Annotated in this window: 13 protein-coding genes; 2 read left to right on the forward strand and 11 right to left on the reverse strand. The window is 73.1% G+C overall.

Annotated features, from left to right (window positions below; genetic code table 11):
• Window positions 1-12 precede the first annotated feature (12 nt).
• The 9 genes from glsA to ACFTWP_RS02790 all read right to left on the reverse strand — a co-directional run bounded on the left by glsA (window position 13) and on the right by ACFTWP_RS02790 (window position 13,338).
• A complete protein-coding gene (glsA, locus tag ACFTWP_RS02750; protein ID WP_380261908.1) occupies window positions 13-1,344 on the reverse strand; it encodes a glutaminase A in 1,332 nt (443 codons plus the stop codon).
• A gap of 2 nt (window positions 1,345-1,346) precedes the next feature.
• On the reverse strand, window positions 1,347-3,167 hold the full coding sequence (locus ACFTWP_RS02755) for an alkyl/aryl-sulfatase (protein ID WP_380261910.1): 1,821 nt from the start codon (window positions 3,165-3,167) through the stop codon (window positions 1,347-1,349).
• 106 nt (window positions 3,168-3,273) lie between these two features.
• Window positions 3,274-4,254 carry a PrsW family intramembrane metalloprotease gene (locus ACFTWP_RS02760; protein ID WP_380261912.1) on the reverse strand — a complete coding sequence of 327 codons (981 nt, stop codon included), beginning with the start codon at window positions 4,252-4,254 and terminating at the stop codon, window positions 3,274-3,276.
• Window positions 4,255-4,422: 168 nt separating this feature from the next.
• A complete protein-coding gene (locus ACFTWP_RS02765) occupies window positions 4,423-6,417 on the reverse strand; it encodes a beta-galactosidase (protein WP_380261914.1) in 1,995 nt (664 codons plus the stop codon).
• An 11-nt stretch (window positions 6,418-6,428) separates the two neighbouring features.
• Window positions 6,429-8,453 (reverse strand): TIM-barrel domain-containing protein, encoded by a 2,025-nt coding sequence (locus ACFTWP_RS02770; RefSeq protein ID WP_380261916.1) that lies wholly within the window; start codon window positions 8,451-8,453, stop codon window positions 6,429-6,431.
• On the reverse strand, window positions 8,434-9,519 hold the full coding sequence (locus ACFTWP_RS02775; protein ID WP_380261918.1) for a LacI family DNA-binding transcriptional regulator: 1,086 nt from the start codon (window positions 9,517-9,519) through the stop codon (window positions 8,434-8,436). Before ACFTWP_RS02775 ends, ACFTWP_RS02770 begins: the two co-directional genes overlap by 20 nt.
• A gap of 150 nt (window positions 9,520-9,669) precedes the next feature.
• Window positions 9,670-10,599: a carbohydrate ABC transporter permease gene (locus ACFTWP_RS02780; RefSeq protein ID WP_380261920.1), complete on the reverse strand. Its 930-nt coding sequence runs from the start codon at window positions 10,597-10,599 to the stop codon at window positions 9,670-9,672.
• On the reverse strand, window positions 10,596-11,615 hold the full coding sequence (locus ACFTWP_RS02785; RefSeq protein ID WP_380261922.1) for an ABC transporter permease: 1,020 nt from the start codon (window positions 11,613-11,615) through the stop codon (window positions 10,596-10,598). Before ACFTWP_RS02785 ends, ACFTWP_RS02780 begins: the two co-directional genes overlap by 4 nt.
• A 43-nt stretch (window positions 11,616-11,658) precedes the next feature.
• Complete coding sequence (locus ACFTWP_RS02790; RefSeq protein ID WP_380261924.1) at window positions 11,659-13,338, reverse strand: ABC transporter substrate-binding protein; 1,680 nt, start codon at window positions 13,336-13,338, stop codon at window positions 11,659-11,661.
• A 347-nt stretch (window positions 13,339-13,685) separates the two neighbouring features.
• Between ACFTWP_RS02790 and ACFTWP_RS02795 the strand changes: the two genes are divergently transcribed.
• The gene (locus ACFTWP_RS02795) at window positions 13,686-16,601 is read left to right on the forward strand and encodes a glycoside hydrolase family 3 C-terminal domain-containing protein (RefSeq protein WP_380261926.1); all 2,916 of its coding nucleotides are present in this window, start codon (window positions 13,686-13,688) and stop codon (window positions 16,599-16,601) included.
• A 97-nt stretch (window positions 16,602-16,698) separates the two neighbouring features.
• Here ACFTWP_RS02795 and ACFTWP_RS02800 read toward each other — a convergent pair whose 3' ends face one another.
• Both ACFTWP_RS02800 and ACFTWP_RS02805 read right to left on the reverse strand, forming a co-directional pair.
• The gene (locus tag ACFTWP_RS02800; protein ID WP_380261928.1) at window positions 16,699-17,346 is read right to left on the reverse strand and encodes an MOSC domain-containing protein; all 648 of its coding nucleotides are present in this window, start codon (window positions 17,344-17,346) and stop codon (window positions 16,699-16,701) included.
• 65 nt (window positions 17,347-17,411) lie between these two features.
• Window positions 17,412-19,766 carry a glycoside hydrolase N-terminal domain-containing protein gene (locus ACFTWP_RS02805; RefSeq protein ID WP_380261930.1) on the reverse strand — a complete coding sequence of 785 codons (2,355 nt, stop codon included), beginning with the start codon at window positions 19,764-19,766 and terminating at the stop codon, window positions 17,412-17,414.
• Window positions 19,767-20,041: 275 nt separating this feature from the next.
• On the opposite strand from ACFTWP_RS02805, the gene ACFTWP_RS02810 reads away from it, so the two are divergent.
• The gene (locus tag ACFTWP_RS02810; protein ID WP_380261932.1) at window positions 20,042-22,840 is read left to right on the forward strand and encodes a cellulose binding domain-containing protein; all 2,799 of its coding nucleotides are present in this window, start codon (window positions 20,042-20,044) and stop codon (window positions 22,838-22,840) included.
• The last annotated feature ends 26 nt before the right edge of the window (window positions 22,841-22,866 follow it).

Below are 22,866 nucleotides of genomic sequence, written 5' to 3' on the forward strand. Positions count from 1 at the left end.
CGGTGCCGTGCGTCAGTCGCCGTACGGCTGCGCGCCGCCCGCCCCGCCCCCGGGCTTCCCGGCACCGGCGTCCGCGGTGCGGTCGGCGCGGGCCGCCGCGCGGGAGCCGAAACGCTCCCAGGGCGCGTCCGGCCGCTCGGGCAGGGCGTCGCCGACCACCGCCACCCGGCGGCCGCGGGCCGCCAGCCGGGCCAGCGTGGCGGTGATCATCGCCTCCGCGACGGCGTCCAGCCGGGTGACCAGGCCGAGGTCGAGCAGGACCGGGCCGCCGGACCCGGCCTCCAGCTCGAACAGCACCCGCTCGGCGGCGGTGAAGTCCAGCGCACCCTGCGCCGCGACCACCGCGAAGGCCCCGGCCCGCGGAGCCGCGTCCAGCGGCGGCTCCCCCACGATCGTCGGGGCGGCCGGGGCCGGACTGAGCATCAGGTGCAGGCCGAAGCGCTCGGACAGCTCCCGCAGCGCGGCCGTGCCCCGGACGGGATTGCCGGCCCCGTCCAGCGGCGGGCTCCAGCAGGCGGCGCCGAACCGGGCCGGGCTCACCGCGATCAACCCGCCCGACACCCCGCTCTTCGCGGGCAGTCCGACCCGCAGCAGCCACTCGCCGGAGGCGTCGTACATCCCGCAGGTGGCCATCACCGACAGCACCTGGACGGCGACCGCCTCGCTCACCGCGCGCCGGCCGGTCACCGGGTTGACCCCGCCGTTGCCGAGCGTCGCCGCCATCACGGCGAGGTCGGCCGTGGTCGCCCGGACGGCGCACTGCCGGAAGTACAGGTCGGTGGCGGCGAGCGGGTCACAGGCCAGCGAGCCGGCCCCGCGCATCAGGTAGGCCAGGGCCCGGTTGCGGTCACCGGTGGCGGCCTCGGAGGCGTACACCGCCTCGTCGACGTCCAGGCGCCGGCCGGCGAAGGCGCTCAGCCGGTCGAGGATCCGCTCGAACCGCTCGTCGGCACCGGCCCCGGGCACCAGCGCGGTGGTCGCGATCGCGCCGGCGTTGATCATCGCGTTGGACGGCCGGCCGGTGCCGTCCTCCAGGCTGATCGCGTTGAAGGCCTCGCCGCTGGGCTCGGCGCCGACCCACCGGCTGACCTCGTCCAGGCCGAGCTCCGAGAGCGCCAGGGCGTAGACGAAGGGCTTGGACACCGACTGCAGGGTGAACGGCTCCTGCGCGTCGCCGGCCGCGTAGCGGTGCCCGTCCATGCTGACCAGGGCCAGCCCGAAGCCGCCCGGGTCGGCCCGGGCGAGCTCGGGGATGTACGAGGCCGGCTCGCCCCCGTCCAGCGAGCCGAGGCGCCGGTGGATGTCCGCCAGCGCCTCGGTGACCACGTCGGGCCCGACCGCCACCGTCAGGGGGTCACGATCGGGAAGGCGCGGTCGGGCTCGGTGAGCAGCCCGAACAGGGTGGCCAGCACGGCCGGGTCGCCCTCGACGGTGACGCCCTCCAGCCCCCGGCCCGCCAGCACACCGAGCAGCCGGGGCTTGGTGAGGGTCAGGGTGAGGGCGGCGGGCTCGCGCGGGGCGGCGTCGAGCGGGTGGGCCAGCTGGGTCAGCGCGCCGTTGCGCAGGGTCAGCCGGAAGCGCCGCCGCTCGTCGGTGACGACCAGGTCCACCACCAGGTGCTCGTGCCAGGCCCGCGGGCCGTCGATCCGGATGGCGATCGAGTCGACCAGCTGCTCGACCGTCAGTGCCGTCACCATCTCCGGGTTCGCCGCGTCCAGCAGGGCGGTGCCCGGGCCCTCCCGCAGCTCCTGCGCCGCCATCAGGTAGAAGTTGCGCCAGGTGCCGTTCTCGCTGCCCTGGCCGAGCAGGTCGTAGACGTGGGCGAGCCGGTCGCGGGCCCGGGCGTTGTCCGGGTCGGCGAAGACCAGGTGGTTGAGCACGGTCGCGGCGAACCGCAGGTCGCCGTCGTCGAGGTACCCGACGGCCTTGACCAGCGCGGCGTCCGGGCCGCCGGCCAGGTCGACGTAGCGCTTCGCCAGCTCCACCGGCGGGTGTTCCCAGAGGTGCGCCGGGTTCCCGTCGAACCAGCCCAGGTAGCGCTGGTAGACGGCCTTCACGTTGTGGCTGAGCGAACCGTAGTAGCCGCGCGCGTGCCAGGCGCCCTCCAGGGCGGGCGGCAGCTGGATCTCCTCGGCGATCTCGGGCCCGGTCAGCCCGGCGTTCAGCATCCGCAGCGTCTGGTCGTGCAGGTAGGCGTAGAGGTCGCGCTGCTCGGACACCAGCTTGACGACGTTCTCCCGGCCCCAGGTGGGCCAGTGGTGGGAGGCGAAGGCGACGTCCGTGGAGTCGCCGAAGAACTCGATCGCCTCGTCCAGGTAGCGCGACCAGATCCGGGCGTCGCGCACCACGGCGCCGCGCAGCGTCAGGATGTTGTGCATGTTGTGGGTGCAGTTCTCCGCCAGGCACAGGGCCCGGCGGTCGGGGAAGAGGAAGTTCATCTCCGAGGGCGCCTCGGTGCCCGGGGTGAGCTGGAAGACGATCCGCACCCCGTCCACCGTCTCCTCCTGCCCGGTGCGGGTGACGTCCACGGTCGGCGGGATCAGCGTGACGGTGCCGGTGGAGGTCGTCATGCCGAGGCCGGCGCCGATCTGGCCGTGCGGGGCCTTCGGCAGCCGGTCCCCGTACATGAACATCGCCCGGCGGGTCATCGCGTTGCCGGCGTAGACGTTCTCGCTGACCGCGTGCTCCAGGAAGCCCTCGGGGGCGATCACCGGGACGGGGGCGTGGCCCTCGGGCAGCACGCCGCGCGCGCCGCCGAAGTGGTCGCCGTGCGAGTGGGTGTAGATCAGGCCGGTGACCGGGCGGGGGCCGCGGTGCTCCCGGTAGAGCTCCAGGGCGGCCGCCGCGCACTCGGCGGAGATCAGCGGGTCGATCACGATGACCCCGCTGTCGCCCTCGACCAGCGTCATGTTGGAGAGGTCGAGGCCGCGGACCTGGTAGATGCCGTCGGTGACCTCGTACAGGCCCTGCTTCGCCACCAGTTGGCCCTGCCGCCACAGGCTCGGGTGCGCGGTGGGCGGGCAGTCGGCCTTCAGGAAGTCGTAGGCGTCGTTGTCCCAGATCACCCGGCCGTCGGCGGCCTTCACGACGGCGGGCGACAGGGCTCCGACGAACCCGCGGTCGGCGTTCTCGAAGTCGGTGGTGTCCTCGAACGGGAGGGTGCTCATGCTGCGCCTTTCGGAGGTGGCGGGAACAGGCGGTGCAGGGGAACAGGCGGTACGGGGGCGGACGGCTCGGGGTGCGGGCTGCCCACGGCTCCGGCGCGGGGCGGCTTCAGCGCCGGGACGGTGCGGCGTGCGCCGCGCCGGGCACGGGGGCCGGCTGCGGACGGCCGGCCAGGGCGCGCAGCCAGAGCACGGCGACGGCGGAGACGACGATCCAGCCGACCACCTGGAGCGCCAGGATCAGGTTGACCTGCGCCTGGCTGGGCTGCGGCAGGTAGCCGGTGTCGATCAGCCTCCACTGCCAGGCCGTACCGGTGAGGTTCAGCGCCACGGCGATGGCGATGCCGTGCATGGAGTCCCAGAGCGCGTGCAGCACCGAGACCCCGAGGAAGGCGCCGACCAGGCCGCCGGTGAGCCGCGGGCGCCCGCCGCGGGCCGCGGTGGAGAACAGGACGGCGCCGATGATCGCCGTCCACAGCCCGTGGCCGAAGGGGGCGAGCAGCCCGCGCAGGACCTCGGTCTGCACCAGGCTGGTCAGCGACAGGCCCTTCACCGTGACCAGTGCCGTCAGTGCGTAGCCCGAGGACTCCAGGGCCGCGAAACCGAAGCCGACGGCGGCGCCGAGCACCATGCCGTCGCGCCGGGTGTAGTGGGTCAGGTGCAGGGCCATCAGCCAGAGGGCGGCCAGCTTCACGCCCTCCTCGATCAGGCCGACGCCGACGTACATCCACACCGAGGGGTGCAGGAAGTAGCTCTCCAGCACGGAGGCGCCGAGCACCCCGAGGGTGCCGCCGACCATGAAGGCCGCGAGTATTCGGCGCGGCGTCAGCGCCGTCGAGGGGCCGAGCCGGTCGTACGCCCAGGCCACGAAGGTGACCGGGACGAGGAAGCTGCCCAGCAGGACGAGGGTGGGCAGCAGGTTGGCGTTGCCGGTGGCGAAGGTGACCAGCACGGTCAGGCCCCACAGGGCGAGCCCGACGAAGAAGACCACCAGCCAGGAGCGGTCGGGCGCCGGCCGGGCGCCGACCCGGGCGGTCGCGGGTGCCGGGCCGTCCGCGGGATCTCCGGTCGGGGACGGGTGGGTCGTCATCTGGCTCCTCCGCACGCCGGGGAGGCCCGTACCGACGGTACGGGCCATGAACCAGAACAAACCTATAGAAATGCCCGTGATTCGGCATGTTGGCGAGCGAAACGGCCGGGGCTCGGGGCCCCGACCGCCGGACGAGCACTCAGGTGGTGAGCACGACGAGCGCTCGGCTCAGGAAGCCGCCTCCGGCGCCTCCCGGACCACGGCCGCGCAACCCGCCGGCACGCACAACCCCTCCGCCGGAACGGGCCGGGCCGCCAGCAGCTCGTGGCCCACCGCGGGCAGCCGCACCTCCGTGTCCGTGTTGTTGATGACGAACAGCCAGCTGCGGCCGTCCGCCGAACGCCGTCGGACCGCCTCCACCCCGGGCGGCAGGCCCGGCACCTCCGGTCGCACGCCGCTCTCCTCCAGGATCCGGCCGACCAGCGCCCGGTACGCCGGGTCGTCCAGTCGGGTCGAGACGTACCAACCGGTGCCCGCGCCGAAGCCGTACCGGGTGACGGCGGGCGCACCGGCGAGCGGCCCCGCCGCGTACGAGACGACGGTCTCGGCGCCCTCGGTGCGCAGCAGCTCGCTCCAGACCCGGCCGGTGGAGCCGTCGGACAGTGCCAGCCCGGCGCCAGCGGCGAGCGGGCGGTGCTCCTCGCCGCGGATGCCCAGCACCTCGCGCAGCGCCCCCGGGTGGCCGCCGGTGCGGACCCGGTGGTGCTCGTCGACCACGCCGCTGAAGTACTGCACCAGCAGCGTGCCGCCGCCCTCGACGTAGCGGCGCAGCGAGGCGGCGCCCGCGTCCGAGACCAGGTACAGGCTGGGCGCCAGGACGAGGCGGTAGCGGGACAGGTCCGACTCCGGGTGGGCGAAGTCGGTCGTGACACCGGCGTCCCACAGCGCGCGGTGGGCGCGCCTGAGGGTGGCCGGGTAGTCCAGTTCGGAGGACGGCAGGCCGTCGGTGTCCAGCGCCCACCAGGCGTCGGCGTCGTGCAGGACGGCCACGGCGGCCGTGACGGTGGAGCCGGCGATCTCGTCCAGTGCGGCGACGGCCTCCCCGGTGGCGGCGGTCTCCCGGAAGATCCGGGTGTCGGGCCCGGCGTGCGGCACCATCGCCGAGTGCCACATCTCGGCGCCCGCCCGGGACTGCCGCCACTGGAAGAACAGCGCGCCGTCCGAGCCGCGGGCGATGTGCGCGAGCGAGCTGCGCAGGATCCGGCCCGGATCCTTGGGGAGCACCCGGTCGGGGAGGTAGACGGTGTTGGTGCCCTGCTCGATCAGCAGCCAGGGCTTGCCGCCGCCGAAGGAGCGGGCCCGGTCGGCGCCGAAGGCGGTGTCGGCGTCGCCGTCGACACCGGGGGCGTCCATGTAGTGGTCGATGCCGACGAAGTCGACCTCCCGGCCGAACGCCCACAGGTCCAGGTTCTGGTAGCCGGGCAGCATCAGGTTGGTGGTGACGGGCACGGTGGACGGGATGTGGCGGCGCACGACGTCGCGCTGCTCGCGGTACGCCGCGAGCGCCTCGTCCGACCAGAACCGGCGGAAGTCCAGGGTGTGGCCGGGGTTCGGGTGCCACTGGGTGGCGCGCGGGGGCGTGATCTGCTCCCACGAGCCGTAGCGCTGGCTCCAGAACGCCGTGCCCCAGGCCTCGTTGAGCGCCTCCAGGCTCCCGTGCCGAGCCCGCAGCCAGACCCGGAAGGCCGCCGCGGACTGCTCGCAGTGGCACACGGTCGCGTACTCGTTGTGGATGTGCCACATCGCCACCGCCGGGTGGTCGCCGTAGCGCTCGGCCAGCGCCCCGGCGATCCGGGCCGCCGCCCGGCGGTAGGCCGGGGCGGCCAGGCAGTAGGTGTCGCGGCTGCCGTGGGTCAGCCGGGTGCCGTCGGCCGTCACCGGCATCGCCTCGGGGTGGGCGAGGGTGAACCAGGGCGGCGGCGAGGCGGTGGGCGTGGCCAGGTCGACCCGGACGCCGTTCGCGTGCAGCCGCTCCAGCTGGGCGTCCAGCCAGCCGAACTCGTAGCGGCCCTCCTCGGGTTCGAGCAGCGCCCAGGAGAAGACGCCCACGGTGACGAGGTTGACGCGGGCCCGCCGCATCAGCTCGTCGTCCTCCTTCCAGGTCTCCTCGTCCCACTGCTCGGGGTTGTAGTCCCCGCCGAAGGCCATGCCGGTCAGGGGCATCCGTTCGTCCCTCACGCTCGGATCGGGAGGTCGGCGCCGTCCCGCAGGAAGAGCGGGATCCGCTCCAGCGGGGCGTCCACCCGCACCGTCCGGCCGCCGCGGTGGCGCTCGCCCGTCCAGGCGTCCGTCCAGTCGGCGCCGGCCGGCAGGTGGACCTCGCGCTCGCGGGCGCCGGCCTCGGTGACGGGGGCGACCAGCAGGTCCGGGCCGAGCAGGAAGGCGTCGTCCACCTGCCAGGCGGCCGGATCCGCCGGGAACTCCACGAACAGCGGGCGCATCGGCGGCAGACCCTCGGCGGCGGCCGTCTCCATCTGCCGCATCAGGTACGGGCGCAGGCGCTCGCGCAGGTGCAGGTATCCGCTCAGGATGCCGTAGGCCTCCTCGCCGTACGACCAGACCTCGTTCGGCAGGCCGGTCATCGCCGGCTCCAACTTCTGTTCCGGGCCCCGGAATCCGTGCAGCCGGAAGAGCGGGCAGAACGCGCCGTACTGGAACCAGCGGACGAGCACCTCGCGGTAGGCCGGGTCGTCCGGGTCCCCGCCGTGGAAACCGCCGATGTCGGTGGTCCACCACGGGATGCCGGAGACGGCGACGTTCAGCCCCGCCTTGATCTGGGTGCGCAGGCTGGCGAAGTCGGTGCCGATGTCGCCCGACCACAGGGCCGCGCCGTAGCGCTGCGCCCCCGCCCAGCTGGAGCGGTTGAGCGAGATGATCTCGCTCTCCCCCTCCGCCGTCATGCCCTCGTGGATCATGCGGGCGTTCTCGCGGGGGTAGAGGTTGCCGACCTCCAGGCCGGGGCCGGCGTGGTAGCGCAGGTTGGCCGGGTACCCGGGCTTGAGTTCGGGCTCGCAGGCGTCCAGCCACCACACCCTGACGCCGAGGGCGTGGTAGTTGCGCCTGATCCGGTCCCAGACGAAGGAGCGGGCGTCGGGGTTGGTGGCGTCGTAGAAGGCGACCTGCGCGGAGTAGGCGTCCAGGCCCTTGTCCGGCCAGTCGGCGTGGGCCACCGGCCCGTACTCGGTGTTGATCAGGAGGCCCTCGTTGAGCAGCTCGTGGTAGTTCTCGCTGAGCGGGCTGACCGACGGCCAGACCGACACCATCAACTTGACGCCCATCTCCTCCAGTTCGGCGTTCATCGCGGCCGGGTCGGGCCACTCGGCCGGGTCGAACCGCCAGTCCCCCAGGTGCGTCCAGTGGAAGAAGTCGCTGACGATGACGGAGAGCGGCAGGCCCCGGCGGCGGTACTCCCGGGCGACCTCCAGCAGTTCGGCCTGGGTGCGGTAGCGCAGCTTGCACTGCCAGAACCCCGAGGCCCAGGACGGCAGGACGGGCGCGTGGCCGGTGGCGTCGGCGTAGTGGCGCAGGACGTCGGCGGGCTCGCCCGCCGTCACCCAGTAGTCCAGCTGCCGTGCGCTGTCGGCCACCCAGCGGGTGCCGGTCTCCGCCAGCTCGACCCGGCCGATCGCCGGGGAGTTCCACAGCAGGCCGTAGCCGCGGTCCGAGAGCAGGAAGGGGATGGTCACCTCGCCGTTGCGCTGGACCAGGTCGATCACCGCGCCCTTCTGGTCGAGCAGGCCGTGGGTGTGCTGGCCCAGCCCGTACATCCGCTCACCGGGGTAGCTGCGGAAGCGCTGCTCCAGGCGGTGGTAGCCGTTGCCGGTCGCGGTGTACAGCCGCGGCCCGGGCCACCAGAAGTGGTGCGGCTCCTCGGCCAGCAGCTCGACTCCGTCGGCCGTCCGCAGGAAGGTGATCCGGCCGGCGGCCGGGTGCAGCTGCGGGTCGCTCGCGTCGAGGGCGTTGCCGTCGATCCGGACGGTGATCGCGCCGTTCACCAGGGTGGCGGCACTGCCCTCGATCTTGACCACGGCCCCGCCCGGCGGCCGCTCCAGCAGGGCGCCGGGCAGGTCCTCCAGCAGCGGGCCGCCGGGCGTCGCCCTGACCCGGACCGAGTCGCGGCCCCACGGTTCCACCCGCAGGGTCTCACCCCGGGCGCGCCATTCGAGGGCGCCGCCGAGGTCATGGAAGTGGTTGGGCATGGCTGTTCTCCACGTCTGCGGGGGTCTGCGGGGCGGGAAGGCGCGGGGAGGGGGCCGCCGCGAGGGGGGCGGGGCCCGTGCTCTCCCTGGGGGTCAGGACGGGGGTGAGCAGGGTGACCTCGGGGGTCGAGCCGCCGTCGATGCGGCCCAGCACCAGCTCGACGGCCCGCCGGCCGAGGTCCTGGGCCGGGCCGGTCACGGCGGTCAGGCGCGGCGAGCTCTGCTCGGCCAGCTGCTCCGGGCAGAGCGCGACCACCGAGGCGTCCTCCGGCACGATCCGCCCGGAGGTGCGCAGCAGGCTGAGCAGCGGACCGAGCGCGCCCTCGTTCTGGACCACGAAACCGGTGGTGGCCGGCCGGTCGTCCAGGATCCGGCCGAGGACACCGGCGGTGCTCTCGAAGGTGCCCTCGCACGGCCGGTGCAGGATCCGCAGGCCGCGCTCCCGGGCCCGCTCGCGAAAGCCCGTGAGCGTGCGCTCGGCGTAGCCGGCGTGCCGCAGGTAGACCTGCGGCGCGTAGCCGACGAACGCCACGTCGCGGTGGCCGAGGTCGGCGAGGTGGTCGGCGCACAGGGCGCCGGCGGTGGCGAAGTCGTGGTCCACGCAGGAGAGTCCGGTGGTGTCGGCGGGCAGCCCGATCAGCGCGGCGTGGCTGCCGAGCTCGCGCAGGACGGGGATGCGCTCGTCGTCCAGCTCGACGTCCATCAGGATCACGCCGTCGGCGAGCCCGCTGGCGGCGACCCGGCGCACGCCGTCCGGGCCCTCGTCGTTGGTGACGAGCAGGACGTCGTAGCCGTAGCTGCGGGCCGTCATGGTCACCGCGATGGCGATCTCCATCATGATCGGGACGTAGACGTCGGTGCGCAGCGGCACGACCAGCGCGATGATGTGCGAGCGCTTGCCGGCCAGCGCCCGGGCGCCGGCGTTGGGGTGGTACCCGAGGTCGCTGATGGCGCGTTCCACCCGGCGGCGGGTGGGCTCCGAGATGCTGCGCTTGCCACTGAGGACGTAGCTGACCGTGCTCGGGGACACGTTTGCGCGCCGGGCCACTTCGGCGAGTGTCACCATTGGATCGGTATCCCCCTGTGCGGTGTCGGACGTTGGTGGTGCTGGGCGGTACTGGGTGGTGCTGGGCGGTACTGGGTGGTGCTGGGTGTGCTGTGCCGGGTGTGCTGTGCAGGGCCGGAGCCCGCGGGCGTCAGCACAGCGTAGAGAGTGTCAGCCCTTGACGGCGCCGGTCAGCACGCCCTTCGCGAAGTGCTTCTGCACGAACGGGAACGCGATCACCACCGGCACCAGGGTCAGGACCACGACGGCCATCTGCAGCGAGAGCGGCGCGGTGGCGTTGGCGGCGTTGCCGAAGCCGGAGTTGACCTGGCCGGGCATGTTGGTGCCGAGGTTGACGTACTGGTAGAGCACGTACTGCAGCGGCCACTTCTGGCTGCTGGTCGGCATGTAGAGCATGACGTTGAAGAACGAGTTCCAGTAGCCGACCGCGTAGAACAGCGTGGTCACCGCGGTGACCGCCCGGGAGGTGGGCAGCACCACCGACCAGAGGATGCGCCAGTCGCCCGCGCCGTCCATCCGGGCGGCGTCGATCAGCTCCCCGGCGGTGCTGCCGTAGAAGGACCGCAGGACGAGGATGTTGAACACGCTCACCGCGCTGGGCAGGATCAGCGCCCAGTACTGGTCGAAGCCGCCGAGGCCGGTGACCACCAGGTACGAGGGGATCAGGCCGCCGCTGACGAACATGGTGACCACCAGCAGCATCAGCAGGAAGCGGTGGCCGAGCGAGCGCGAGCGCGACAGGCCGTAGGCGCAGAGGACCGAGACCACCATCGAGAAGACGGTGCCGACCACGGTGACCCCCAGGCTGACGAACAGCGCCCGGGTGACCGGGCCGTCGCCGAGCATCGTCCGGTAGGCGTTGAGGGTCAGCCCGTGCGGCACGATCACCAGGCCGCCGGCCCGGTTGATCGACCCCTGGGTGGAGAAGCTGGTGATCACCACGCACCAGAGCGGCCCCAGGACGAGGACCAGGATGCCGGCCAGCGTGACGCCCTTGACGCCCTGCCCCACGGCGGTCGGCTGCTCCTCCCAGACGGGGCGCGCGGACGGGCGGCGGGCCTTCAGGGTGACGTCGCTCATTTCCGGTACAACCCGTCCTCGCCGAAGGAGTGCGCCAGCTTGTTGGCCCCGTAGATCAGGAGCAGCGAGATGACGCTCTTGAAGATGCCGGCCGCGGCGCCGTAGCCGTAGTTGTTGGTGCCGATGCCGTAGAAGTACGAGAAGGTGTCCAGGACGTCGGCCGCGTCGTGGCCCACCGCGTATCGCTGGATGAGCAGTTGCTCGAAGCCGACGTTCAGGACGTTGCCGAGCCGGAGCACCAGCATCAGCACGATGACGCCGCGCAGGCCCGGCAGCGTGATGTGCCACGTCCGGCGCCACCGGCCGGCACCGTCCATCGCGGCGGCCTCGTAGAGGTTCTCGTCGATGGCGGCCAGAGCCGCCAGGAAGACGATGATCCCCCAGCCGGCGTCCTTCCAGATCACCTGGGAGGTCACCAGCAGTTTGAAGATCGACGGATCCGTCATGATGTTCCACGGCGTCATGTCGTGCTGGCGCAGGAACTGGTTGAGCAGCCCCGCGCCGCCGATCATCTGCTGGAACAGGGTGATGACCAGCACCCAGGAGAAGAAGTGCGGGATCAGCGTCACCGACTGGACGAAGCTGCGGATCCGCGGGCTGAGCACCGAGTTGAGCAGCAGCGCCAGGGCGATGGGGACGGGGAAGAACAGCACCAGCTGGACGGCCGCCAGCTCCAGGGTGTTCCACACCGATCCCCAGAACAGCGGGTCCCCGAGCAGCTGGCGGAAGTTCTCCAGCCCGATCCACTCGCTGTTCACCACCCCGACGATGGGGTCGTAGTACTCGAAGGCGGTGACCGTGCCGAACAACGGCAGGTAGTTGAAGACCAGCAGCAGGACGACGACCGGGACGGTCATCAGCAGCAGCGAGCGGTCCCGGCGCAGCCGGATCCGCCGGTTCAGCCGCCGCGGGCTCGGCTCGGGCCCGCCGGGCGGCGGGGGTGTCCCCGGGAGTCCGGGGGGTGCCTCTTCCGCTCGGCCGGGCACGTCGGCGCTGTTCGTGGTGACTGCCGCCACGACCACCGCACCTCCTAGGTAGGTCGGACTGGGAGCGGTCGGGCTACTGGCCGGAGCCCTGCTTGTCGTAGATCTCGCTCTGGTACCAGGCGGTGAGCTCGTCGCCGCCGCTGCGCTTCCACGAGGTCAGCGCGTTCTGGTAGTCGGCGACGGTCTTCAGGCCGTGCTGGACGTCCTTGACGGTGTCCTCCAGCGCCTGGGCGGCGCTGGCGGTGGCGAGCCGGCTCGGCACGGTGATGTTCATGTTCCAGAACACCGGCTTGTAGGCGTACTTGACGGCCTGCGCCTCCCATGCCGTGCGGTCCTTGGTGATCTGGTCGAAGCCGGGGTTGCTGGTCGCCTGCGGGCTGGAGACCAGGAAGGGGTAGGTCTGCTGCTGGACGGACTTCTGGCCGGCCGCGGTGAAGGTCGGCGTGCCGCTGACCCGGGTGTGGTCGACGCCCTCGACGCCGTAGTTGATCAGCGTGTACTCGGCCGAACCCCACGGGGCCGCGAGGTAGTTGGCGACCGCGAGGAGCTCCTTGATCTGCTCCGGCTTCAGCTTGGCGTTGAGGTAGCTGACCAGGCTGGTGGAGGAGCCGAGGAAGATGCTCGGGGCGGACTTGCCGTCCGCGGCGAACAGCGGCAGCGCGCCGCGCCGGTACTTCGGGTCGGCCGCCTGGCCGGCCTGGGCGTCGGCCATGTTCCACGAGCCGGTGCCGTCACCGGTGACGAGCACCTTGCCGGCGTAGAACCGGGCCTTGGCGTCGTTGTTGTTGCCGGCCAACGCGTCCGGGTGGATGTAGCCGGACTTGGCCAGCCGGTACGCCCAGTTGAGCGCCTCCAGGTACTCCGGCTGCTCGTACTTGTGGACGAGCTTGCCGTCCTTGGCGGTGAACAGCTGCGCGATCCCGAAGGGCTGCGTGAGGTACGTCCACATGTCGTCGAAGGCCCAGACGCCGGCGCTCGCGCTGGTCAGCTCCTTGCCGAGGTTCATCAGGTCGTCGGCGGACCTCACGCTGTCCGCGGCGATGCCCTTGGCCTCGAAGACGTCCTGGCGGTAGTAGAAGGCGCCGGCGAAGGCGGTGCCGGAGGCGAAGGACGGGATCCCGTAGAGCTTGTCGCCCCAGACGCCGGCCTGCCACGCACCGGTCGGCAGGGCCGCCAGGTTCGGGTACTCCTTGATCTTGTCGCCGGCCAGGTACGGCGTGAGGTCCGCCAGTTGGGTGCCGACCAGGCCGCCGACGTTGAACAGCGCGTTCCACCAGGTGGGCAGCTGCACCCAGTCGGGGAGCTTCTGGGCCGCGGTCAGGGTGGGGATCGCGGTGTTGTAGGTGGTGCCGTTGGCCGGCTGCATGGTGAGCTTGACGCCCAGTGCGGCGTTCACGGCCTGGTAGAACGGGTTGTCGGCCGCCGGGATCGTCCCCCAGAGCGGCGTCACGGCGGAGTAGCTCCCGCCGGAGCCGGGCGTCTTGGTGACGGTCTTCACCGGGGCGGCCGGATAGGTCAGGAAGCCCGGGTCGCTGAACCCGCCGCTGGGGCCGGTCACCGAGGGGATGTCCGCGGTGACCGCCGTGCTGGCGACGTAGGCGGGCAGGGCGCCGGCCAGGCCGGCCTTGCTGTTGGAGCCGCTCTTCGCGGCGCCGCCGCTGCCGCAGGCACTGAGCAGCGGAGCCGCCACGGCGGCTCCGGCGACGGTGACGGCGGTTCTGAGCAACGTTCGGCGGCTGATCTGGGAGCTCATGGTCGGTGCGGCCCTTCATCGTTGAGGATCCGGTTCGTCGAATCGCTTCGATGTTGCGGTGACACTAGCGGCGGGTCACCTGTTCGACAAGGGGATGAACAAATCATTTCCGCGGGATCACCAGGGCCCGTCACAGGGCCTCCCAGGGCTCAACCACCCTGCCCACAAGCCCTGATGAGGGAGGAAGCCGGTCTCATGGTTGACAGCCCCCACCCGGCGTGCGACTTTCGAAGCGTTTCACCACGCGGCCCGCCGGGATGCCCGTCCCTGCCGTCGACGGACCGGATCTCCCCCCTCCCCGCGCCGCGCCACTACCTCCGCACGCCCATCCCCAAGGGGTTTCCCAGGTGACGACCACCGCTGTGCCCGCCGAATCGCCCATCGAGCCGCTGCCCTTCCTCGACACCACGCTCGCGCTGCGGATACGCGTCGGGGACCTGCTCGCCCGGCTCACCCGGGAGGAGCGGATCGCCATGCTGCACCAGTACTCCCCCGCCGTCCCCCGGCTCGGGGTGGCGGCCTTCCGCACCGGCACCGAGGCCCTGCACGGGGTGGGCTGGCTGGGAGCCGCCACCGTCTTCCCCCAGGCCGTCGGCCTCGGCGCGACCTGGGACGAGGAGCTGGTCCACGAGGTCGCCACCGCGACAGGCACCGAACTGCGCGCCTTCCACCACCACCGCGCACCGGCCGCCGGGGAGGGCCGGATCAGCCTCCAGGCCTGGGCCCCCGTGGTGAACCTGCTCCGCGACCCGCGCTGGGGCCGCAACGAGGAGGGCTACGCGGAGGACCCGCTGCTCACCGCCCGACTGGCCGACACCTTCTGCCGGGGCCTCGCCGGCGACGACCCCGAACACCTGCGCACCGCGCCGATCCTCAAGCACTTCCTCGCCTACAACAACGAGGACGAGCGCTGCCTCACCTCCTCCGGGCTGCGCCCGCGCGTCCTGCACGAGTACGACCTGGCGGCGTTCCGCACCGCCATCGCCAGCGGCTCGGCGACCGGCGTGATGCCGGCGTACAACCTGGTCAACGGCCGCCCCTGCCACGTCAGTCCGCTGATCGAGGCCGAGCTGCGGCGCTGGGCCCGGCCGACCGGCCACGAGCTGTTCGTCTGCAGCGACGCCGAGGCGCCGTCCAACCTGGTCGACCCGGAGGAGTACTTCGACGACCACGCGCAGTCGCACGCCGCCGCGCTGAGGGCCGGCGTCGACAGCTTCACCGACCACGCGGACGACCCCGGCACCACGATCGCCCGGATCACCGAGGCGCTGGAGCGCGGCCTGCTCACCGAGGCGGACATCGACCGCGCGGTCGGCCGCCAGCTCTCGATCCGGTTCCGGCTGGGCGAGTTCGACCCCGCGCAGGACCCGTACGCCGGCACCGGGTGGAGCGTCGTCGACTCCCCCGCGCACCGCCGGCTCGCGCTGCGCGCGGCCACCGAGTCCGTCGTCCTGCTCCGCAACGAGCGGCGGCTGCTGCCGCTGGCCCCCGCCGAGGGCCGCCGCGTCGCCGTGCTCGGCCCGCTCGCCGACTCGCTCTTCGAGGACTGGTACAGCGGCACCATGCCGTACCGGGTCACCGTCGCCGCCGGACTCGGCGCCGCCCTCGGTGCCCGCGGCGGTGAGGTGGTCCGCACCGAGGGCGTGGACCGCGTCGCGCTGCGCGCCGCCTCCACCGGCGGACTGCTCGCCGTGCCCGCCGGTGACCCGACCGGGCCGATCCACGCCGCCGAGGCCGACGGCAAGCCCGTTGACGAGGCCTGCTTCGACCTGTTCGACTGGGGGAACGGCGTCCTGACGCTGCGCAACGCCGCCTCCGGCCGCTACGTCACCCTCAAGGACGCCGACCTCGGCCTCGCCGCCGACCAGACCCAGCCGAACGGCTGGGACGTCCACGAGACCTTCCGGCTGGAGCCGCAGGAGGACGGCAGCGAGCTGCTCCGCAACGTGCACAACGGCGCGTACGCGGTCGTCGACCCGGCCACCGGGCTGGTCACCGTCTCGGCCGCCGAGCCGGCCGCCGCCGAGCGCTGGACCAGGACCGTCGTCCGCGACGGCGCGGCCGACGCGCTGGCCGCCGTCCGCGCGGCCGACACCGCCGTCGTCGTCCTCGGCAACGACCCGCACATCAACGGCCGGGAGACCCAGGACCGCGCCGACCTGCGGCTCCCGCCCGCCCAGGAGGCGCTGCTGCGAGCCGTCGCCGCCGAGTGCCCCGACACCGTGCTGGTGCTGATGAGCAGCTACCCGTACGCCGTCGACTGGGCGCAGGCCAACCTGCCGGCCGTGCTCTGGACCTCGCACGGCGGCCAGGAGACCGGCCGCGCGCTGGCCGCCGTCCTGCTCGGCGACAGCGACCCCGCCGGGCGGCTGCCGCAGACCTGGTACCGCGGCGACGAAGCGCTGCCGGAACGCCTGGACTACGACATCATCAAGGCCGGCTGGACGTACCAGTACCACCGGGGCGCACCGCTCTACCCGTTCGGGCACGGGCTCTCCTACACGTCCTTCGACTACCGCGCCCTCACGGCCGAGCTGGTCGGCGAGCAGATCACCGGCAGCGTGGAGGTCGCCAACTCCGGCCCGCGGGCAGGGGTCGAGACCCTGCAGCTGTACACCCGGGCGCTCGACGCCCGGTACGAGGCGCCGTCGTTGCGGCTGGCCGACTACCGCAAGCTGCGGCTGGCACCCGGCGAGAGCCGGCGGGTGGAGTTCACCGTTCCGCTGTCGGCACTGGCGCACTGGGACGTGGCCGAGGGCCGGTTCACCGTCGACCCGGGTGCGTACGAGATCCTGGCGGCCCGCTCGGCCGGGGCGGTCGAGCTGTCCGTACCGATCACCGTCGGCGGAGCGACGCCGGGGCCGCGCCGGGTGACCGGCCGGAGCGTCCGGGCGGCCGACTTCGACGACCACGCCGGCGTCACCCTGGTGGACGCCCGCCGGGAGGACGGCGACGCCGTCAGCCCGCTGGCGGGTACGACCGGCCGGCTGCTCTTCCGGGCGGCCGAACTGCCGGGCGGACCCGTCCTCTTCAGCGCCGAGGTGTCACGCACCGAGCCCGGCGCGGCGGTGCTGGAGCTGCGCACCGGGGACCCGGAGAGCGGCCCGCTGCTGGCGAGCCTCTCCGTGCCGTCCACCGGCGGGCGCTACGCCTGGACCACGGTCTCCACCGAGGTGCCGGACAGCCCGGGCGGCGTGCACGACCTCTACCTGGTGCTGCGCGGCGAGCAGCGGCTGGCGGCGTTCACGGTGGACCGCGCCTGATCCCGGCCCCGGCAGGAGGGTGCCCCGGCCGGTGACCGGCGGGGCGCCCTCCTACCGACGCCTGGCCTGCCGGGGCCCCGCCACTGCGGGTACCCCGTCAGGCCAGGCGTCGGCGGATCAGTTCCAGGTCCTCCGCCGGGAGCGCGTCGGCGACCGGCAGCAGGGGCAGCAACTCGGGTTCGAGGGTCAGTGCGCGGAAGGCGAGGGCCACCGTGACCCGGTGGTCCGGACGCCGGACGATCGCCACCGGGTCGCCCGCGGCGATCTCGCCGGGCTCGATCACCCGCAGATAGGCCCCCGGCCGGACGGCCCGGGTGAACTCCTTGATCCAGCCGGCGCGTTCCAGCCGGCCCTGGAAGGTCGCACAGGGGATCCGCGGGCAGGATACCTCCAGGACGACGTCCGCGCCGATCCGCCAACGCTCCCCGATCAGCGCCCCGTTGACGTCCAGGCCGGTCGTGGTGAGGTTCTCGCCGAAGAGTCCGTCCGCCAACGGCCGGCCCAACTCCCCCTCCCAGTGGTCGAGATCCTCCCGCGCGTAGGCGTACACGGCCTGGTCGGCGCCGCCGTGGTGCTTCACGTCGTACGCCCGGTCGCCGGCCAGGCCGACCGCCCCGGTGCCCTTGGGGCCGGGCGCCGAGACGGCGACCGGGCCGGCCACCGGGCGCTTGTCGATGCCGGTCGCCCGCAGGCCCTTCCACGGGTTGGGCACGGGTACGCCGACGTTCACGGAGAGCAGCTGCATGCGGCGACGGTACGCCGCCGCCCGGGGCCGGGCCAGGCGATTTCCGCCCGGCCCCGGCCGCGGCGTCAGACCCCGTCGAAGACCACCGCCTCCGCCGTCCCGGCCACCAGGGGGACGCTGCGCCGGGCGCCCCGGCAGTGCACGGCGAGGGTCTGGTCGACCGCGGAGCGGAGCACCGCCCGTACCGTGCCGGCCGCCGAGTCCCAGGCCAACTCCTCGACGGTGACCCGGCCCTGGCAGGTGACGCCGCGTACCGCGCCCCGGGCCAGCTCCGCCGGCAGCGCCGGGAGCAGGTCGAGCCGGCCGGGCCGGGCGTCGACCAGGAGCTCCAGGACCAGGCCCGGAAGGGCGATGGCGGCGTCCGCGTTGTAGATCTCCAGGCCCGGGTTGTGGGAGGACATCAGCGAGCGGAACAGCATGTCGCCGCCGAGGACCTTCAGCAGGTTGGCGCGGGCCAGTCCGGCGTCCCGCAGCCGGGCCGCGGCCAGCGCGCGGTGCAGGCTGCCGTGGGCGGAGAGGTTCTCGTCGCCGCGGTCGACCAGCGCGCGGTGGGCCGCCTCGGCCAGCTCCGGGGCGGAGTCGCGGGTGATCTCGTGCAGCGGCCAGACCGGGTACAGGTGGCTGACGTGGCGGTGGTCGAGGTTCCCGTCCAGGCCGGGCCAGGCCCATTCGGTCAGCCGGCCGGCCGAGTTGACCAGGTACGGCGGGAACCGCAGCAGCAGGGCCCGCCAGCGGGCGACGGCCGCCGGCTCGACGGCGAGGTGCTCGCAGACCTCGATGGCGCTCTCCAGCGCGTGCCGGCCGGCCGACACGTCCATCACGGCGTTCACGGTGGCGGACCCGGCCACACCCTCGGGAGCGATCTCCGGGGAGTAGGAGGGGACGAAGACGACGTGGCCCCGGTCGTCGGTGCGGGTCAGGAAGTCCTCGAAGAACTCGGCGGCCTCGACCAGCCAGCCGGCCAGCTCCGCGCGCAGGAACGCGTCGTCGCCGGTGGTGCGCCAGTACTCGTGCAGCGGGTGCAGCAGCCAGTCCGCGCCGGCCAGCCAGGCGGGCCACGGCCAGTCGTCGTCGAGGTGGAACAGGTGGCCGTGCTCGCCGTCCGTCCGGCCGGGGGCGAGCAGGCCCCGGACGCCGTACAGGGCGCGGGCGTTGGCCCGCCAGTCGGCGACCTGTCCGCGGACCAGCGCGGCGTGGGCGTGCACCGCCTCGGGCAGGGCGGCCAGATTGGCGCCGGCCAGTTGGAGGTTGAGGTTGGCGTCGGTGGTGAAGTCACCGCACCAGGCAACCCCCCAGGCGGCGATCCAGAGCCCGGTGAGGCGCGGCGGCAGCACGCCGCTGGCGGAGAGCAGCAGGTAACGGCCGCTGTGGAAGAGGAGTTCGAGCAGGGCCGGATCCAGGGCGTCCGGTGACTTCCGCTGGCGTTCGACGAGGTCCGCGGCCGATGCGCCCGCGGGGGCGGTGGACGGTGGGGCGGCCTCGGCCGGGGCGGTGGCGGTGGACGGCCGGGCGGCTTCGGCGGACCCGGCGCCGGTGAGGTCCAGCGCGGCGCGGCGGTAGGCGGGGGTGTGCAGGGCGGTGTGGGCCGCCAGCAGGGTGTCGTAGTCGGCGGGGAGCCGGTCGAGCGATCCGTGCAGCGCGCCGGTCTGCCAGCCGGGCCGCTCGTGGCGGTCGAGCCTGCCGAGCAGCAGGACGCGGCGGGCTCCGCGCAGGATCAGCACGTCGCCGTCGGTGTCGATCCGGGCGCCGGGCGCGTGCACCAGCAGCACCGCCTCGAATCCGTACGCGCCGAGCCCCGGCGGGTACGTGGCACGGGCGTTGAGCAGTGCCCGCTCGGGGTCGAGGCCGGCGGCGGTGCACGTGTGCAGGACGTCGTCCGGGCAGTCGGGGAGGTCGCCGGTGAGGCGCAGTCGCAGTTCGGCGGGCGGGCCGGTGAGCTCGTGGACCAGGACGGCGTCCGCGCGGGAGACGAAGGAGCGGCGGCGGTGCGCGCCGGCGTCGTCCTGCCATACGACGATGATCTCGCCGGTGTCGAAGTCGGTGCGGCGCAGGTAGTCACGGACGGGTCCGCGGGCGGGGTCGCCGATCTCCAGGGCGTGGCCGGGGTGGAACGACTGGGTCCAGCGGAGTTCCTCGCCGCGCGCCCAGATCCGTTGGGCCTCGGGGGCGCGGCCGGCCAGGACGAGGTCGCGGATCTCCTCCAGCCGGTCGGCGGTCTCGGCGGCGCGGAGGTGGCGGGTGCCGTTCGGCAGGACGTAGCGGTGGTGGGTGAGCACGATGCGCTCGCGCTGCGGGCCGCCCTCGACCATGATCCCGTACTCGCCGTTCCCGGCGAGGAAGGCGTCCTCCCAGCGGGCCGCGGGGGCGGTGTCGTGGATCGCGTGGCTGCCGCGAACGTCGTTGGTGTGCAGGGGATTCACGGATGCTGCTCCTTCTGCGGCTCTCCCGGCGGGCTCACGGCGGGGCTCATCGCGGGGCTCGCGGCATCCTAGTTTGTTGCCCGCCCGTCCGAATAGATGTCGAAGCGCGTCGAAGCCTGTCACCGCCCTTGACGGGCGCCTGCGGCCGGTCAACCATGGGAGCGCTCCCACCGCTGTGCCCCGTTCCGCGCCCCCTTCCGTACCCACCTCCGTGCTCCCACCTCCCCACCCGACCGGCCCCCACCCGCCGGCCCGCCCCGAGGAGTTCACCCCCCATGCTCACCACCCGTTCCAGAGCCGCCCTCACCGCCGTGGCGGTCAGTTGCGGTCTGGCGCTGACCTCGCTGACCGGCCTCGGCGGCACGGCCGCCGCCTCCACCGACGCGGCCACCGCCGACACCTACAGCTGGAGCAACGCCAGGATCGACGGCGGCGGCTTCGTCCCCGGCATCGTCTTCAACCAGACCGAGAAGAACCTGGTCTACGCCCGCACCGACATCGGCGGCGCCTACCGGCAGGACCCGGCCACCAAGAAGTGGATCCCCCTGCTCGACTCGGTCGGCTGGGACGACTGGAACCTGACCGGCGTGGCCAGCCTCGCCACCGACCCGGTGCAGACCAACCGGGTGTACGTCGCCGCGGGCATGTACACCAACAGCTGGGACCCCAACAACGGCGCCATCCTGCGCTCCACCGACAAGGGCGCCACCTGGGCGCGCACCGCCCTGCCGTTCAAGATCGGCGGCAACATGCCGGGCCGCGGCATGGGCGAACGCCTGGCGATCGACCCGAACAACGACAAGGTGCTGTACTTCGGCGCGCCCAGCGGCAACGGCCTCTGGCGCAGCACCGACTACGGCGTCACCTGGGCGCAGGTCACCGCCTTCCCCAACGTCGGCCACTACGCGCCGGATCCGAGCGACACCAACGGGTACCTGAGCGCCGAGCAGGGCGTGCTCTGGGTGACCTTCGACAAGACCTCGGCAGCCGCCGGCTCGACCACCCAGACCATCTACGTCGGCGTCGCCGACAAGGACAACAGCGTCTACAAGTCGGCCGACGGCGGCGCCACCTGGACCCGCCTGGCCGGCCAGCCCACCGGCTTCCTGCCGCACAAGGGCGTCCTGGACCCGGTCAACGGCTACCTCTACATCGCGACCAGTGACACCGGCGGCCCGTACGACGGCGGCAAGGGCGACATCTGGCGCTACGCCACCGCGACCGGCGTCTGGACCAGGATCAGCCCGCTGCCCTCCACCGACTCCGGCGCCTACTTCGGCTACAGCGGCCTGAGCATCGACCGCCAGCACCCCAACGTCCTGATGGCGACGGGCTACAGCTCCTGGTGGCCGGACACCCAGATGTACCGGAGCACCGACTTCGGGGCGACCTGGAAGCCGATCTGGGAGTACAGCTCCTACCCGACCCGGGTCGACCACTACACCATGGACGTCTCCAGCTCCCCCTGGCTGACCTGGGGCGCCAACCCGAGCCCGCCGGAGGAGACCCCGAAGCTCGGCTGGATGACCGAGGCCCTGGAGATCGACCCGTTCAACTCCGACCGGATGATGTACGGCACCGGCGCCACGCTCTACGGCACCGACAATCTCACCGCCTGGGACGCCGGCACCAAGGTCACCATCAAGCCGGTCGTCCAGGGGCTGGAGGAGACCGCGGTCAACGACCTGATCAGCCCGCCGACCGGCGCCAACCTGCTCAGCGCGCTGGGTGACATCGGCGGGTTCCGGCACACCTCGCTGACCACCGTGCCGGCGATGATGTACACCTCCCCCAACTTCACCACCAGCACCAGCCTGGACTACGCACAGTCCAACGCGAACATGGTGGTGCGCTCCGGGAACCTCGACAGCGGCAGCACCGCCAAGCGGATCGCCTTCTCCAACGACAACGGCGCCAACTGGTACCAGGCGAACAGCGAACCGGCCGGCACCACCGGCGGCGGCACCGTGGCACTGGCGGCGGACGGCAGCCGGGTGCTCTGGGCACCGGACGGCGGCGCGGTCTCCAGCTCCACCTTCGGCGGCAACTCCTGGACGGCCGCCACCGGCGTGCCGGCGGGCGCCCGGGTCGCCTCCGACCGGGTCAACCCGAAGAAGTTCTACGCCTTCTCGGCGGGCAGGTTCTACACCTCCACCGACGGCGGCCTGACCTTCACCGCCAGTGCGGCCACCGGCCTGCCGGCCACCGGCAACGTCCGCTTCAAGGCGCTGACCACGACCGAGGGCGACGTCTGGTTCGCGGGCGGCACCACCGGCGCCGGCGCGGCGTACGGCCTGTGGCACTCCACCGACTCGGGTGCGACCTTCACCCGCGTCGCGGCGGCCGACCAGGCCGACAGCATCGGCTTCGGCAAGCCCGCCCCCGGCCGGACGTACCCCGCGCTCTACACCAGCGCGAAGATCGGCGGCGTCCGGGGCGTCTTCCGCTCGGACGACGCCGGGGCCAGCTGGGTGCGGATCAACAACGACGCCCAGCAGTGGGGTTGGACCGGCGCCACGATCACCGGCGACCCGCGGGTGTACGGCCGGGTGTACATCGGCACCAACGGGCGGGGCATCATCGTCGGCGACACCAGCGCCACCCCGCCGAGCCCGACCGCCACCGCCTCCCCGTCCGCCACGGCGACCCCGACCGGGACGGCCTCACCCACCGCGACGAGTTCGCCGACCGCCACCACCAGCCCGACGGCCACCACCAGCCCGACCGCCACCACCAGCCCGACGGCCGGCGGGAGTTGCGAGATCACTTACGCGGTCTCCAGCCAGTGGGGCGGGGGCTTCGGCGCCAACGTGACGGTGAAGAACACCGGCGCCACCGCGGTCAACGGCTGGACGGTCAAGTGGTCCTTCGCCAACGGCCAGCAGGTCACCTCGCTGTGGAACGGCGCGTACACCCAGTCCGGGGCCAACGTCACGGTGAGCAGTCTGGGGTACAACGGCTCGCTGCCCGCCGGCGGCGGCAGCACGTCCTTCGGCTTCAACGGCAGCTGGTCGGGCACCAACACCAACCCGACGGCGGCCACCCTGAACGGCACCGCCTGCACGGTGAAGTGACCGGGCCCGCCCGACCGGACCGGCCG

Origin of the sequence: Kitasatospora sp. NPDC057015 (assembly GCF_042673745.1) — a bacterium.
Lineage (GTDB): Bacteria > Actinomycetota > Actinomycetes > Streptomycetales > Streptomycetaceae > Kitasatospora.